This is a genomic window from Iningainema tapete BLCC-T55, assembly GCF_014698965.1.
In the GTDB taxonomy this organism is placed as follows: domain Bacteria; phylum Cyanobacteriota; class Cyanobacteriia; order Cyanobacteriales; family Nostocaceae; genus Iningainema; species Iningainema tapete.
The window spans coordinates 190,172-205,058 of sequence record NZ_JACXAE010000086.1 but is presented as its reverse complement, the minus strand read 5'-3'; the positions used below and the strand labels follow the sequence as shown (position 1 = coordinate 205,058).

15 protein-coding genes are annotated in these 14,887 nt (G+C 39.3%); 9 read left to right on the top strand and 6 right to left on the bottom strand.

What is annotated here, in order from left to right:
• Positions 1-18: 18 nt before the first annotated feature.
• Complete coding sequence (psb30, locus tag ICL16_RS28910) at positions 19-138, bottom strand: photosystem II reaction center protein Ycf12/Psb30 (RefSeq protein WP_190835031.1); 120 nt, start codon at positions 136-138, stop codon at positions 19-21.
• A gap of 157 nt (positions 139-295) precedes the next feature.
• Here psb30 and ICL16_RS28905 point away from each other — a divergent pair, with 157 nt between their 5' ends.
• The 3 genes from ICL16_RS28905 (at position 296) to ICL16_RS28895 (ending at position 1,455) form a co-directional block, all read left to right on the top strand.
• Entirely contained in the window at positions 296-646 is a 351-nt protein-coding gene (locus tag ICL16_RS28905) for a YkgJ family cysteine cluster protein (RefSeq protein ID WP_190835030.1), read from the top strand.
• Positions 647-791: 145 nt separating this feature from the next.
• Entirely contained in the window at positions 792-1,118 is a 327-nt protein-coding gene (locus ICL16_RS28900) for a TMEM165/GDT1 family protein (RefSeq protein WP_420485313.1), read from the top strand.
• Between the two features lie 49 nt (positions 1,119-1,167).
• Entirely contained in the window at positions 1,168-1,455 is a 288-nt protein-coding gene (locus ICL16_RS28895; protein ID WP_190835028.1) for a TMEM165/GDT1 family protein, read from the top strand.
• A 63-nt stretch (positions 1,456-1,518) separates the two neighbouring features.
• Here the strand turns inward: ICL16_RS28895 and ICL16_RS28890 are convergent, their stop codons facing one another.
• The gene (locus ICL16_RS28890; RefSeq protein WP_190835027.1) at positions 1,519-2,010 is read right to left on the bottom strand and encodes a DUF4149 domain-containing protein; all 492 of its coding nucleotides are present in this window, start codon (positions 2,008-2,010) and stop codon (positions 1,519-1,521) included.
• A 192-nt stretch (positions 2,011-2,202) separates the two neighbouring features.
• On the opposite strand from ICL16_RS28890, the gene ICL16_RS28885 reads away from it, so the two are divergent.
• On the top strand, positions 2,203-2,763 hold the full coding sequence (locus tag ICL16_RS28885) for a DUF2808 domain-containing protein (protein WP_190835026.1): 561 nt from the start codon (positions 2,203-2,205) through the stop codon (positions 2,761-2,763).
• 94 nt (positions 2,764-2,857) lie between these two features.
• Here the strand turns inward: ICL16_RS28885 and ICL16_RS28880 are convergent, their stop codons facing one another.
• Both ICL16_RS28880 and ICL16_RS28875 read right to left on the bottom strand, forming a co-directional pair.
• Entirely contained in the window at positions 2,858-3,064 is a 207-nt protein-coding gene (locus tag ICL16_RS28880; RefSeq protein ID WP_238361000.1) for a hypothetical protein, read from the bottom strand.
• A 106-nt stretch (positions 3,065-3,170) separates the two neighbouring features.
• Entirely contained in the window at positions 3,171-5,705 is a 2,535-nt protein-coding gene (locus ICL16_RS28875; protein WP_190835024.1) for an NACHT domain-containing protein, read from the bottom strand.
• A gap of 664 nt (positions 5,706-6,369) precedes the next feature.
• Between ICL16_RS28875 and ICL16_RS28870 the strand changes: the two genes are divergently transcribed.
• Positions 6,370-6,648, top strand: coding sequence for a TRADD-N-associated membrane domain-containing protein (locus ICL16_RS28870; protein ID WP_190835023.1), 279 nt, complete (start codon positions 6,370-6,372; stop codon positions 6,646-6,648).
• Between the two features lie 106 nt (positions 6,649-6,754).
• A complete protein-coding gene (locus ICL16_RS28865; RefSeq protein ID WP_190835022.1) occupies positions 6,755-7,690 on the top strand; it encodes an RpnC/YadD family protein in 936 nt (311 codons plus the stop codon).
• Between the two features lie 135 nt (positions 7,691-7,825).
• Here the strand turns inward: ICL16_RS28865 and ICL16_RS28860 are convergent, their stop codons facing one another.
• Positions 7,826-10,408 (bottom strand): GAF domain-containing protein, encoded by a 2,583-nt coding sequence (locus ICL16_RS28860; protein ID WP_190835021.1) that lies wholly within the window; start codon positions 10,406-10,408, stop codon positions 7,826-7,828.
• Between the two features lie 507 nt (positions 10,409-10,915).
• Between ICL16_RS28860 and ICL16_RS28855 the strand changes: the two genes are divergently transcribed.
• The 3 genes from ICL16_RS28855 to ICL16_RS28845 all read left to right on the top strand — a co-directional run bounded on the left by ICL16_RS28855 (position 10,916) and on the right by ICL16_RS28845 (position 13,634).
• Positions 10,916-11,353, top strand: coding sequence for a filamentous hemagglutinin N-terminal domain-containing protein (locus ICL16_RS28855; RefSeq protein ID WP_190835020.1), 438 nt, complete (start codon positions 10,916-10,918; stop codon positions 11,351-11,353).
• Between the two features lie 11 nt (positions 11,354-11,364).
• A complete protein-coding gene (locus tag ICL16_RS28850) occupies positions 11,365-12,798 on the top strand; it encodes a hypothetical protein (protein WP_190835019.1) in 1,434 nt (477 codons plus the stop codon).
• Positions 12,799-12,989: 191 nt separating this feature from the next.
• A complete protein-coding gene (locus ICL16_RS28845; protein WP_190835018.1) occupies positions 12,990-13,634 on the top strand; it encodes an S-layer family protein in 645 nt (214 codons plus the stop codon).
• Between the two features lie 29 nt (positions 13,635-13,663).
• Here ICL16_RS28845 and ICL16_RS28840 read toward each other — a convergent pair whose 3' ends face one another.
• Positions 13,664-14,611: a malate dehydrogenase gene (locus ICL16_RS28840; protein WP_190835017.1), complete on the bottom strand. Its 948-nt coding sequence runs from the start codon at positions 14,609-14,611 to the stop codon at positions 13,664-13,666.
• Positions 14,612-14,887: the final 276 nt, after the last annotated feature.

The window sequence follows — 14,887 nt, the reverse complement described above, 5'->3', positions numbered from 1 at the left end:
GGAACGTCTCTACAAATTTTATAGATCACCATTACGGAATGCTAGTACAAAAATCACTGCAGGTCCAGCCAGCATGATGAGCGCAACAGAGGTGAGCTGAAAAATTACTTCCCAGTTGATGTTTGCTAAAGCTTCCATTATTCTTATCCTCCCTGTTGTCATTAAAAATAAATAGATCAATGTAAAACTCAAAACTTATCATATCCGGACAGCGCCGAGTAAATTTAATTTCCTTAACAAAAGTATAAGGAAACATCTAAAAATGTAAAATATCAGTGTAAAAAAGGTTGAAACAATGGCTACCTGGCAATGTGTGAAGCAATGTGGAGCTTGCTGTAATCTCGATCCAGCAGAGCGTCCAGACTTAGATAAGTACTTATCACCACAAGAACTTCTTCTGTATCTGAGCATGGTAGGTGAGGGAGGATGGTGTGTAAATTACGACAAAGAAACACGAGAATGTCGTATCTACCCTAATCGTCCGCGTTTTTGTCGTGTAGAAACAGAGATATTTGGAGATATGTACGGCGTTGCACCTGAAGATGTCAACGATTTTGCTATTGAGTGCTGTCGCCAACAAATTGAAGGAGTTTATGGCGTCAGTAGCTTGGAAATGGTGCGTTTTGAACATTTTATTAATCTTTAAAAGTGCATGTGAGGGTTGCAATTTGTAAAAAATACTGAGAAAATGAGAAAAATATGAAAACAACAGAGAAATAAAACAACAGCCAGTGAAACTAGACACACCACCTTTAGATAGAGACGAGCAATTTCACCTCTCTACAGACGTGATTCATCACGCTTCTACTACACAAATTAGCACTCGCCCACAAAAGCCCTCGCCCTTAGTAACTTTCGGCACTACCTTCTTAACCATCTTTCTTGCGGAAATTGGGGATAAGACACAGTTATCAACTCTTTTCATGAGTGCCGAATCCCATTCTCCTTGGGTGGTATTTCTAGGTTCAGCAGTGGCATTGGTAACAACTAGCCTGATAGGTGTAGTGTTAGGTAGTTGGATAACCACGCGACTGTCTCCTAAAAATGTGGAAAAAGCAGCAGGAGTAATGCTGCTGCTAGTTTCACTGATGCTGTTTTGGGATTTGGTGAAGAGGTAGAGACGTCCCGCTGGGGCGTCTGTAAAATTATTTAATAAATAGTAGAATTATGGACTGGCATCTTTTAGGATTGAGCTTTATTACAGTTTTTCTGTCAGAATTGGGAGATAAAAGTCAGTTAGCAGCGATCGCACTTTCTAGTCGTGGGCAATCAACTCGTGCTGTATTCCTGGGAACGGCTTGCGCACTTTTACTTACGAGCCTTTTGGGTGCAGTTTTTGGTGGTGCTGTAGCCGAGTTGTTACCAACTTCGTTGTTAAAAGCGATCGCCGCTGTCGGATTTGCTATTTTAGGTATACGCTTACTTTGGGTTAATCGTGAATCCCAAGTTGAATAATGTCTCACGCAAAAATGTAGAGACGCGTTCGGACGAAGTCTCTACAGCGTCTTAGCTAAATATTCAACCCTGACGCCAGCACCAATTCAAAACTGTGCCGCCGGCAATTAGTTTGACTGCTTCTAATAGCCAGTAACTACCGTGTAGTAGATTCATTGTTGCCGGAACTTCAGTTGATTGTGCAAACAAGTTCAACTGAATTCCTGTAGCACACATATTTGGGGTTAAGAAATAAGTTTCTAACAAAGATACAGCTAGTAGCACTACTGATAGAAAAATAGCACGATTATGCCATTGAGATTGTCCGTTGCTCCAAGCTAATACAGATGTTAATAATGTGGCAGCGGAAAGTAGTTCGAGTCGATTAAAGTTCCAGAAAATTACGTAACCTGCAGTGGCGAATTCGGCTTGAGTCATCATGCCAGAAACGAAAAGACTAGGCATAATTACTAAGTCTAATACAAGACTAGCACCTAGCCATAATCCTAGAGTTAACATGGCAACTGTTTGCCAGATTGGGCGCTTTAATTCAACGCTGGAAGAAATAGAATTCATGTGTAGGAATAATTGCGTGTGTTCTATTCTTAGTTTCTAACTTCACCAGTTGCTTTGACAACAAATTTCAATTAACCTTTACAAATGTGTGGTAATCGAGAGCGCAAGTATAGTTATTTTTGCCTATATTAAAGATAGAACGTAAAATTCAGGATTTTGAGTTCTGAGTTGTTTATATACTAAGTAAATATTATGCGGATTGCATTTTTATTTGGTACAGCAATTACTTGCCTTGCAGCAGTTGGTGGCTATACTGCGAACTTGAGCCAAGCGGTACAGTTACGAGATGGGAGAGTATATTTTGTCCAACCACCGCGTTTGGTGGAGGCAGTAACTACTTATAAAGAAATTTATGTGTGGGGGGCGACTTATTACTTTACAATGGATCTGCCAGAAAATGCAGGAGAACCATTACAAAAGGTAACGTTTAACCAGCATGAGGGAGTAGATCGTATCCGGTTTGATGTTAAAGATAGTTATGCTTTTGTTGGTGAACGTTCGAGTAGAGGAGAGAAGTTAGCCATCAAAGAAGCAACAAGCGATCGCAAAACGCGAACTGTATCGTTAACATTTGATCCGCCAGTGTCTCCTGGTAAAACTATTACAATTGCTCTAAAGCCGGTACAGAATCCGACGATTCAAGGTGTTTATTTATTTGGAGTCACAGCTTTTCCACCAGGAGAGAAAGCTTACGGTCAATTTCTCGGCTATGGAAGGTTACAATTTTACGGTTTCGGGATTGATGGGATTTAAAGCCTCGCACAACTAGAAGATTTGGGCGAGGCGCTGTTGGATGCGTGCGAATGCCGCAAATTTCACCAGTGGGATGCAGTCTGTTTCAGGTTTATTAAGCGAGCGCAGGTTTCCTATCCAAAGCTAGCTCAGCATCTGCTGAGTGCTTTTGTACCTCTGTTTGTGCTGTTAAAGACTGCTCGAAAGCAAATTCTATCTCTGGTTCATTAGAACTTCTAGAACTAGAATCAACTGATGGATTCGGGCTACAACAGCCGTCTGTCCACTTTTCGCCTGGTTTGTGCTGACATATTTTTTGCATCTGCTTGCCCATAGTAAGTAGCCATTCCTTCTTAATGCTGTAGTTACCTATGAATCATAGCATTCGTTGGTAATCATCGGTAACAAGCGGTAAGAAGTGGAAAAAATCAAGGTAAGAGTTCAGGTGGAATACGATTATATGGTAATAACAGATGGTCAATAATTTGGTTGCGTAACTCTTTAGAAGAGTAACTACCTGCTCTAATACATTCGAGCAGCAGAATGTTGGCATAAAAATAATCTTCTAAAGTCTTGATTTGCTGATGTGAAAATTTCACATCATTGTAGCCAATATTTAAATACAACATCATCAATCCTCGCAATTTATTTGCCCATTCCTGCCACTCCCATTTAGGGGCCTCATCAGCAGGAAAGCAATCTTGCACGTATATGAGTTCATCTGCTAAATCGTCGTATTTAAGTTGCCGAGCGCGTGCGATGATATCTTCTTCGCCAATATCAGCTTGATCTTCAATAGAATCACTCATATAACTTGCTTGAATAGGGAAACGCTCTTTATCTATCATTTGACCTTTTTGCTTATTAATAGTAATTACACCCTTCTCCTTATCAATAGTTACTCCACTTAGTAGTTGAGGAATAATTACCGAATCATCGCTTACAGGAAGTTCTTTTCTTAGTAACGGACTAACTTTACTCGTATCAAATTTATTGTCATAAGCCTTATCAGAAACTTTAGTATAAACGTCAACTAAAAGTAGGGCAAAATCAGATAATTGTGAACGTTTGATTATTTTTCCTTGTTCTTTATTAAACTCTTTTAACATAACTGCAAGCCTTTCTGCTAAAGTAGAATCACTTTTTGTTAGCAGATTAGTATAAAGTTCAAACTGCTGGTCAACCCATAGATAGTACGCTCTCCATGAACTAGATTTAACTGCATATAAGGTAGTAACATCATCCAACCAAGTCAACATCTTTTGCAGAGCATCACTTTCTACTAGAATATTGATTTGATGAAACATAAGTTTTAGAAATTCATCAGCGTTTGCAAGTCGCACGGCAATCATTAGAAATACTTCTCGCCACTGACGATTTGTCAAATGTTGCTTGATAACTACGTTTAAAGTTTCATGATTTCGGCTCTCAACTATATAATTAGCAACGAAATATTCCTGAAAAGTTAGGTGTGAGAATGAATATAAATCTTTAGCTTGCTTAACAAGTAATCCATGATTTGCTTCAATTGTTTCCAATACTACTATGCTTGCAAAAGTGAGAGTTTCAGGAGCAATTTCAGGAATGTTTTCAATATAGTTATGAATTAATTCTTCTAGTTCTCTAGGCTGCCAAAAATACTTTTGTGGTTCTTGGTTAAAAGCCTCATAAGCTATCTGGCTAAGCATGTTAACTTTTCGTTGATAGGGTAAGTTAAATTTATTAACAGAATTACGGTCTATTCGTCTACTGGCATCCCATTTGCGTAGAAGTATATTTACAGCATCCTCTGTCAGGGAGTACTGATTTTTCGGAAATTCATAATTATCCTCAAACACTAAACACAACATAGTCAGTAGTAACGGACTAGTTGTTAACTCTTTTATAGACTTGTTTCTTTCTAGTTCTTCTATAAATCTGTCTCCTAAGTTTTGTTCTTCACTGGATGCAAACCATTTTTTCACAAACATCAAAACTTGGTTTTCATCGAAATCTGCCATCTCCACTTCTGTAAAGTAATCAAATGTATAATCTGAAGCTCCAGAACGGCAAGTCATTACAAAGCGATTTTTTGCATATTGTTCTAAAAAAGTATTAATATTTCGATAGATTCGGTCGCTTTCTGCGTTTACAACCTCATCTAATCCATCTAACAAAATCAAGCAACTTCCTTGCTCCAGTAACTCCTGAACGAGTTGCTCTGGTTCAGGAGTGCATGTCATGAATTCTCGTATGATTACATCAATAAGATTTGGTTTATTTTCTTCGTCTGCAAATGCCTTTAATGAAATAAAAATTGGCACAACTTGCTTTCCTAATTCTTGAGCAGAATGTATAGATAGATGCTTAAGAAATGTAGTTTTACCTGCTCCTGGTTTGCCCCAAATTATCAGCTTTTGGTAACGCTTTACTACATCTAAAGCTCCAACATTTCTGTCACTCACCTTATAGTTAAGGCGACTAAAGCTGATATTGTCGCTAGTTATATTAGCCAACAATTCTTCAATTGTTTTTTGCTTCCTTCCTTTAATAATTTCTAAAACATTTACTTTGGCATAAATACTATCTAACTCTACAGGTCGAGTCATAGTCAGGACCTTCATTGTGCCACACTTTGTGCTAATATATTCCCGGTAGCGGTCAAGCCATTCATTTACTTCAGGATTTATCTGCTCTACTTTTTCTAAAATTACTTGTTGTCTTAAGACTTCTTGATAACTTTCGTATCCCAGTAAAACTCTGCATAAAAAGTTAAGATTCTTTTCCAGCATCTTCATGGGTTCAGTATCCTTGAAGAAGTTACGGATAGTTTTATCTGAAATTACATCTTTTGTATTGTCTGTTTTTTCCTGATAAATACGATTAAGCTCATTAATTAAAAGCTTTGGCGATCCACCAAACTTTTCTGTATAAGCTTGTTTTAATCTTTCAAATACTTTTTGTTCGACTGTAATTGCTGCCATTTCTACCCTCTCTACTTACTTTAAATATTTGAGCGCTATAGATTTGAGCAGTGGTTAACTAGGCTTAGTGCTAGTAATTAACATTCTAAAGATTTCAGTTTAAAGCTTCAGTTTGAGGAATGCAAGCTTTTAAGAGAAAAGTATACTTAAGTATTCACAAATTTGTTCATGTTGAAAATTTTAAGCTGTGCTTAACACTTTTTCTTCCCGACATAATTTTGTATTTTATGATACTCTTCTCTTCGTTTTACAAGAATCATTAAAGTTTTTATACTGATACTCCTAAAGATAGTGTACACATAGAACAAATCTGCTATCAGGTATAGAGATGTCAGTTAAGAAGGCTTATATACTGAGACTTATCCAGATTTTTACCTTTTATTTCTGCTAATTACCGCTTATTTCTGAAAATATGCTGTTTGGTATAGGACGGCAGTCAAGAAGATTCATATACTGAAATTATTCAAGCATCTACCGTTTTTTACCGATTGTTACCGAAATTTATTTACACGGGATGTATGTCATAAGTAATAAGACGCATCAATAAAACAACCCAGTGCTGACTGCAAATCAGCATTGGGCATGTCTCTTGTTAGTTTTTACCAGTTCTGATTCGCGGTCGGTACTGGTAAAGTTCGGAATTCTCTTCTTAGGAACTATTAATATGTTATCAAAAAATGATTCTTCTCGGAACGAAGTTGCTTATCAAGAACGTCTTCGTCAAGCTCGTCTTAGCTTCAACTTCACACTTGCAGCTATAGCAACAAGTGTTTTCATTAGTCTTGTAAGCGTTGCATTCCTTTTGACAGGAGGTACAAATAGGATCAGCGCTATGAAATTGGCGATCGCTTCCAACATTGTCATAGTACGATGTCTTCAACTGGCTAGGGATGCTAATGACAGGTTTGACAAAACGACAAAGGATTCTCTTGACGAATCTTAAACGTTGTTTAGCAGCTTCGGGCGGAGCGAGCGCGATTAGCTGACTAACATTAGCTGTTGATTGAGATGGTTTAGAATTATGATTACCTAGTTTAATTGTTACCTACATGAGCAATCCCCAAACTGAATTTGACACACCTTGGAAAGATATCCTACAGCGTAATTTTGAAGACTTTATCCTCTTCTTTTTCCCCCAAGTACACGGGCAAATTGATTGGACACGCACTCCTGAGTTCTTGGATAAAGAATTGCAACAAGTAGTCCGGGATGCAGAACTGGGGCGGCGGCTGGTAGATAAGCTTGTTAAGATTTATCGCACTGGTGGAGAAGAAGCTTGGGTTCTTATCCATGTGGAAGTTCAGGCTCAAGAAGAAAGCGACTTCTCTCAAAGAATGTTTACGTACCACTACCGCATTTATGACAGGTACAAGCGATCAGTTGTATCTTTAGCGGTTTTGGGTGATGATCGTAGCACTTGGCGACCATCACAATTTGGCTATGAACTGTTTGGCTGTAGGCTAGATTTTCAGTTTCCGATTGTAAAATTATTAGATTACAGTCAAAGGCTGTCTGAACTTGAAGCCAGCCGTAACCCGTTTGCTGTAGTGGTGATGGCACATTTGGCAGCAATACAAACTAGCAATGATCGGTTACAAAGAAAACAATTAAAGCTAGATTTAGTAAGAAGGTTGTATTTACTCGGGTTTGAGCGTGAGGATGTCATCAATTTGTTGGCTTTTGTAGACTGGTTATTGACACTCCCTCAAGATTTAGAGCGAGTGTTTCGGCAGGAAGTAGAACAATTGGAGGCGGAGCAGCGTATGCGGTACATTACTTCTTTTGAGAGAAATGCCCGAAGGGAAGAACTGTTGGAAGGAATTGAACTCGGTTTAGAACTTAAGTTTGGCAGCGAAGGATTAAGCCTAATGCCAGAAATTTCTCAATTCGAAGAAATTGAACAATTAAGAGCGATAAGAGTTGGGTTAAAAACGGTTCAGACAATGGAGGAGTTGCGTCAAATTTATCGTAACTCGCAAGAGTGATTGCGTCTGGATTTGTGGATTTCTTAAATATATCTCTTAGCTTGATTGATTTTGGGTAGATTTAATTGGAAATTAGTGACTGGGAAATTTCCCTAATTCCCAATCCCTTATTTCCAATCCAAAATCTAAAATTGCCTATTTTTCTTTAAAAGTCCACACTCCAGCATCCCAATCGTTATCAGTTGGGGGTTTTTGCAGCCAGTGGTGACAACGGTTTAGATGTAACTTTGCGGCTAAATCATTTTTGTCTATTTCTAAGACTTTGGCAAACTCTGATTGGGCAGAGGTAAATTGACGGTTGAGATAATACTGGCGTCCTTTTTGGTAATGCTCAATTATTTGCAGTTTTTTGCTCTCAATGGAGTCGGAGCGCAAGCCTACTAGTTCATAAATGGCTACTGGCTCATTTCTACCTTTGACGCGGATGTAATCTAGTTCTCTTGCCCAAATACTATCTTGACAAGGTTTATAAGTGTTATCACTGAGAATAATATCGCAACCGTATTGCTTGCTGACACTTTCTAAGCGAGAGCCAAGGTTGACGCCATCGCCAATAGCAGTGAATTCCATCCGCTTACTAGAGCCAATGTTACCACTAATAACGGTGTCAGAATTAATACCAATACCTATGTTGATGATGGGTTTTTGATCAACGTGACGACGTGCGTTAAATTCTTGCAAGCGATCACGCATTTCCAATGATGTTTGTACTGCCATCCAGGCATGTTCGTGTAAAGGTAAGGGGGAACCATACACAGCCATAATCGCATCACCAATGTATTTGTCGAGGGTTCCTTTATATTTAAAGACAGCTTCTACCATCGATTCAAAGTATTCGTTCAGCATTGATACCACTTCTTCGGCTTGCAAATTTTCGGTTAATGTGGTATAACCTCGAATATCAGAGAATAAAATGGAAACGTCCTTGCGATCGCCACCCAACTTCGCATCATCCAACTTCAGCAATTCTTCGGCTAATTCTTGAGTCATGTAACGGTACATCGTACTCTTGAGGCGCTTCTCATCACTAATATCATCCATGACGACTAGCGCCCCGCGCACCTGTTGATTGTCACTGGCGTCGGCGATCGTATTAATTGATAGATTTACACTATGCTGCTCTTCACCATTTGACACGAGTGTGCGATCAGGGTAGTATTGTTCGTGATATTTTGCGTCGGCTGCATTTAAAGCAGCTTTGCACCACTTGCTAAAGTTGCCTTCTTTGATGCGGATAATGTCATTAATTAATTTACCTTCTAAACGATCTTCTGGTTCTAAACCTAGTAAACGTTTAGCACTTTCATTGGCGGCAATGATTAACCCAGATTTATCGGTAGAAATCACACCATTGGAAAGACTGCGTAAAATATCACGTTGCATTTGTTCTTGTTGCTTGACAGTAGCAAATAATTGTGCATTGTGCAACGCCACTCCGGCTTGAATATTAAAAGCTTCCATGAACTGTTCGTCATTGCGATCAAAACTAGCTTGGAAGCATTCAGGTGCTTTAGGCCAAGATGCCGGGTTATAATGAGGAAAATCTCCAGGTTTCTTTTTATTCACTAACTGAGTGACGCCAATTAATTGTTGATCGGCATTAAAGACTGGCATACAAAGTAAGCTACAAGTACGATAACCATTTTGTTGATCCATTTGTTTTGCAGTATCAGAATCTGGATGCTCGTATAAGTCAAAGGGAATATTGAGTCTTTCGCAAGATACTGCTACCATTCCCGCAAAGCCTTTACCTACTGGTACTCGTAACTCTTTGGTAGAACCGTCATCAAGGGTAATTTTTGTCCAAAGTACATTTGCTTCTCGATTTAATAACCATAGCGTACTGCGATCGGCATTCATTAACTCCTTTGCTTCATCCATTACCCGTTTAAGGGTTTCTTCTAAATCAAGGCTGCTTTGCGACAGAGATTTCACTGCCTTCATCAAAGCCGCTGCTGCTCTTTGTTTTTGAGTGGCGATGTAAAAGGAGCGTGATGACTCTAAAATTAGTTTAATCGAAGGTGCAAATTCCTGAAATAATTGTTCGTCAGTACTGGTGAAGCCGTTGATATCAATCCGCTCTGACAAAGGAGCATCCTGATTTTCGTCACTATTGAGTTTATTGAGCAATTGTACCACTGCGACTAATCGTCCTTCTTCATTTAACAGTGGCAAAGCTAGCATTGTGTAGGTACGGTAACCTGTTCTTTTTTCTTGTTCTTGAGCAAAATAAGAACGAGGATCATCGTAGAAATCAAAGGGAATATTGACGACTTTCTTGTTTGATGCGACTTCGCCAGCAATCCCTTTATAGGCGGGAATGCGAATTTCAAGCGAGCGATCGCCTTCACCTTCTGCGACAATAGACCATAGTTCTTGTTTCTCTTCATCTAGTAAGAATATTGTAGTCCGGTCTGCTCCCAGTAATTCCCCTGTTTTGATGGTAATGGAATGGAGCATTTCTTGCAGGATTGTTTCAAACCCATGAGAATCCAACATCGACAGGGTTTGATTAACAATTTTTAATTTTTGTTCAACATCGGCAACAACTTGTTTAAAAGTATCTTTCGTTAAGGGGGCAAGAAAGCTAGAAATAGTTCCTTGTCTTCTGGCAAGAACACCCACTGGGGTTGAATTATACTGCAATTTGCCATTGATTGGATTACCAACACCAATAATCAAATCGGCGTCACCACAACTACTTTGATGCACTGACATAATAACTAACTTTTGCTCTCAATGAGATTTAGAAATTATTAAAAATGTTACTCAATATGTAATGTAAGCATTGTTACTAATAACAAAGGCTTAACATTACCCATCCACAGTTTAATCTGTTATACAGTAAGCGTCATCTGTGATGAGAAGGATGACAGTAGGCTCAGAATATTTACTAAACTCAGTGTAATTTACATCTATTAAGTTAAGAGAGTGCAATCGACATCAAATTACTTGTGATTTCAGTAATTATACTATTTCAATTTATCTAGGGGATTGGGTATGACAAGAATTTTCACCACCCAGTACCCATGTTATAATTGCGTCTCCCACAGAGCGCAATTAATCGCTTCTCTACCAAGGGAGTTGACGAACGTATAATAAATTTCGGATTTTATCAGTAAGTTAGCAGCTACCACCAGAAAAATAATGTAGAGACGTTCCGGCGAAACGTCTCTACGGATTTTGAATCATGCACGTTTACATATATATAGAAAAACAGGTAGAATGCTAAAAGTTAGTTATAATCAGCCCATCAGTTGTTTGAAGTTTGCTTGGGTGTGTTTAGTAGTAGGAGCGATCGCTAATCAAAACGGTGCAAAAGCGCAGATTATACCAGACAAAACCCTACCAGTAAACTCCATCTCCACCCCAGGATGTCAAAACTGCACTATTGAAGGTGGAACTCAAGTAGGCAAGAATCTTTTTCACAGCTTTGAACAATTCTCAATCCCTACCAATGGCAGAGCTTACTTTAACAATAATACAGATGTTGTCAATATCATTAGCCGTGTTACGGGTTTATCAGCTTCAATCATTGACGGGTTAATTCAAGCTAATGGTAAAGCAAACGTTTTTTTAATCAATCCTCATGGTATTATTTTTAGTCAAGGCGCTGCGTTAAACATCGGTGGTTCATTTTTAGGAACTACAGCAAGTGCGTAGACGCTTGCGGCTTGTCGTCAGACATCGCTTTTGGTGAACAAGGATTTTTTAGCGCTACAGTGCCAAATGCTCCTTCACCACTACTCACGGTGAACCCTTCTGCACTGCTATTCAATCAAATTGCCAATCCGATTCAAGTCAATCAAGCAACTCTATCTGTTAACGATGGTAGAAGTTTGTCACTATTGGGTGGTAATGTCAACTTGGATGGGGGAAAATTACAAGCAGCGAATGGGCAAATTGATTTAGCAGGAGTGGCGACAGGAAGGATAGAGCTGGAAGTTAATAATTTATTAGTATTACCACAGACACAAAGAGCCGATGTCTCTCTCACCAATTCTGCAAAAGTTGATGTGACAAACAAAGGTGCTGGTAAAGTAGGAATTAGCGCTCGTAATTTAGATATTACAGAAGGAAGTAGCATTTCTGCTGGCATAGCACCAGGATTGACGGTAGATAACATAGCACCAGGAGACATTACAATAGATGCAACTGGAACTGTGAAAGTACAATCCAGTGAGCTGAGGAATGTGGTTAATATTCAGGCAACTGGTAATGCAGGTAATATTCACGTCAGTGGTAATAGAGTAGAGTTAAGTGGTGGTGGCAGACTGCGCACTCGTACTTTGGGTAAGGGCGATGCAGGTAACATTAATATAAAAGCAGGTGAAATTTCTATAGCTCATCCGGTTTATGATTTTCCTGTTAATAGTCAAGTAGATGATCAACCTGCACTTGATGCTAGTAACTCTGGTAGTAATGAAAATTACGGTTCAGGACGTAGTGGAAATATATCACTATTTGCCGATGGTTCGATATATTTATCTTTAATTAGGCAAGATAGAGAAGTGGAGAATGAGCGAGAGAATAAGATCATATCTACCTACAACTGCTGTGATGCGAAAGGCGGTGGAGATATAACACTCTTGGCTAATGGAGCTATCTTTCTAGATAATGCTTATCTTGTCAGTAGCAGCTTTAGTCAAGAAAGAGGAGCGGGTTCAATATTTATTAATGGGAAAGAATCTGTATCTATAGCAAATAACAGCGCGATTAATGCAATCAGCTTTAGTAGTGGAAATTCGGGAAATATCACAATCCAATCAACTGGAAGTGTGTTGTTACAGACTAGCACGGTTTCCACGAATATTGGCAGTACAGACTTAAATTTCTTGCCGGCTCAAGGTGATGCTGGTAATATTAAAATTAGCAGCAAGTCAGTGGCGATCGCCGATGGTGCTTTAGTCACAGCTAGTACGGTGACTAGTGGAAAAGCTGGCGATATTCAGATTGATGCTCAAGAATTGGTAGAAATTGCAGGTACAACCCCGTTTCCTCTTCCTGGTGGTTATTGTCAAGGCGATGTGACTTATAGTTCTGTCAGGACGAACAGTGAGGAAAATGCCAAGGGTGCTGGGGGGCCAATACGTATAATAATTCTATAGGTTCAGGAGGTAGTGTAGAAATTACCACTGGGCAATTAGTTGTTCAAGATGAGGCACAAGTAACTGTAAGTAGTGCAGGGAAAGGTAAAGCAGGTTCATTAAGAGTTACAGCTAACTCGATTAAACTGGATAATCAAGGAAAACTACAAGCATCTACTACAGCCCAAGAAGGTGGCAATATCAATTTACAAGTGCGAGATTTAATCTTGTTACGCCGCAATAGTTCAATTTCTGCTCAAGCTAGTAACAATGCCAATGGTGGTAATATTACCATCAATTCTCCTCAAGGCTTCATCATTGCCGTCAAGAGTGAAAATAGTGACATCATTGCCAATGCTGTAGAAGGTAACGGAGGTGAGATGAAAATTAATAGTGCTGGTATTTATGGATTAGAGAATCGTACCCAGCTAAGTTTAGCTCCAAAAATTAGCGAGATTAACGCTAGTTCAGATTTTGGCATAGATGGAACCATTGAAATCAACACTCCTGAAATCGATCCCAATCAGGGATTGATTAACTTGCCAGTAGAAATAGTTGAGCCAAAACTAAATCAAAGCTGTCAAGTAGGTGATCATCAAGATCGTAGCAGCTTTGTGATCGCAGGACGTGGTGGATTGCCAATGAGTCCTTTAGAACCTCTTAGTAGTGAAGCAGTGATTGCCGATTGGATAATTCTTCCCACAACTAATGCTGTCACTTCCAGTAAAATACCCACTGCCCCAAAACCTATTCTAGAAGCTACGGGCTGGGTGGTAAATTCTCAAGGGGAAGTAATTCTCACAGCTGGTGTACCCAAGCCTTTTCAAAGTTCGCTAGGGTGCGTTGGGAACACTTAACGCGCCGTGAGAAAATGATGCTGATCATTCTACTTAGGTAAATAATTATACGCTTCTTCTAACTTAGCGGCTGACTCTTCAAGTTGATGTTGTTCTTGAGGATTTCTAGGTATCACTAGTTTACGCTCAATACCCTGCTTACCAATTATACAAGGCAGCCCAAGTACAACATCACCAATACCATAGCTGGAATCTGCTTTCACTGAAACTGTAAATACCCTTTTTTCGTCTCGCAGGATGGTATCTATTAGTTGAGTAGCAACTGTGGCTACACCAAAGTCAGTATTTCCTTTGCGTTGAGAGATTTCTGAACCTCTTTTACGTGTAATTTCGGAATAATTTTGTTTAATTATTTCAAGAGATGTACCAGGTGGTAAGGGAAATTCAGTGAGTAAAATACCGCTTATATAAGCACTTGACCAAAGTATAAACTCACTATTACCATGTTCACCAAGAACATAAACATGAACATTTTGTTTGCTGACATTAAGTAGCTTACCTAATTGATATCTTAGTCTAGCAGTATCAAGTACTGTTCCTGAGCCGAAGATGAGGTTTTCGCTTCTGGTAGAAGTGGCGATCGCAATCCTTGTGAGTACATCGACGGGATTGCTGATCAGGATTAAAATGGCATTGGGTGCTACTCGATCTAAGTCTTTAATCAAGTCAGTGATGATTTCGGCATTTTGATCCAAAACATCTAATCGAGATTGCCCTTGTTTTGGCTGTACTCCCACAGTTATGACAATCACATCACAATCAGCTAAATCTTCATACTTATCTGTGGGAATTACATCCATTTCCTCAAGTAGGGGTATGGCATCTTCAATATCCCACGCTTCTCCCTCCGCTTTTGCTAAAGTGCGATCGTAAAGCACAACTGTCACACAAGTACCCAGTAGCACTAAATCATTCGCCACTGCTGCACCTACATTACCCGCACCAATTACACCAACCTTTGATGTTTTGCTCTCCATATCGCCTCTGCTCACTTCATAATTAGGGATTGCTCACATCTGTTAGCTTAAGAGTTACAATTGGGCGATAACACGACCTACTGGCAGATCATTATCACAGCCGACACAGTAAACTTTACTCCGACACATAATTTGCGATCGCCTTAATGTCACCTTGCTCTGCAAGTCTGAGTATATTATCTGACATATAATCTAACTATGAGTGTATAGCTCGGTTGTACTGCTGTATTAGTTGTAAAGAGTGCGACAAGAATACTGAATCTGATCAAAAAGGGA

Coding starts and splice junctions, on each gene's coding strand:
- ICL16_RS28905 (WP_190835030.1), top strand. CDS start 296: ATGGCTACCTGGCAATGTGTGAAGCAATGTGGAGCTTGCTGTAATCTC.
- ICL16_RS28840 (WP_190835017.1), bottom strand. CDS start 14,611: ATGGAGAGCAAAACATCAAAGGTTGGTGTAATTGGTGCGGGTAATGTA.
- ICL16_RS28855 (WP_190835020.1), top strand. CDS start 10,916: ATGCTAAAAGTTAGTTATAATCAGCCCATCAGTTGTTTGAAGTTTGCT.
- ICL16_RS28875 (WP_190835024.1), bottom strand. CDS start 5,705: ATGGCAGCAATTACAGTCGAACAAAAAGTATTTGAAAGATTAAAACAA.
- ICL16_RS28860 (WP_190835021.1), bottom strand. CDS start 10,408: ATGTCAGTGCATCAAAGTAGTTGTGGTGACGCCGATTTGATTATTGGT.
- psb30 (WP_190835031.1), bottom strand. CDS start 138: ATGGAAGCTTTAGCAAACATCAACTGGGAAGTAATTTTTCAGCTCACC.
- ICL16_RS28885 (WP_190835026.1), top strand. CDS start 2,203: ATGCGGATTGCATTTTTATTTGGTACAGCAATTACTTGCCTTGCAGCA.
- ICL16_RS28870 (WP_190835023.1), top strand. CDS start 6,370: ATGTTATCAAAAAATGATTCTTCTCGGAACGAAGTTGCTTATCAAGAA.
- ICL16_RS28890 (WP_190835027.1), bottom strand. CDS start 2,010: ATGAATTCTATTTCTTCCAGCGTTGAATTAAAGCGCCCAATCTGGCAA.
- ICL16_RS28895 (WP_190835028.1), top strand. CDS start 1,168: ATGGACTGGCATCTTTTAGGATTGAGCTTTATTACAGTTTTTCTGTCA.
- ICL16_RS28880 (WP_238361000.1), bottom strand. CDS start 3,064: ATGCAAAAAATATGTCAGCACAAACCAGGCGAAAAGTGGACAGACGGC.
- ICL16_RS28865 (WP_190835022.1), top strand. CDS start 6,755: ATGAGCAATCCCCAAACTGAATTTGACACACCTTGGAAAGATATCCTA.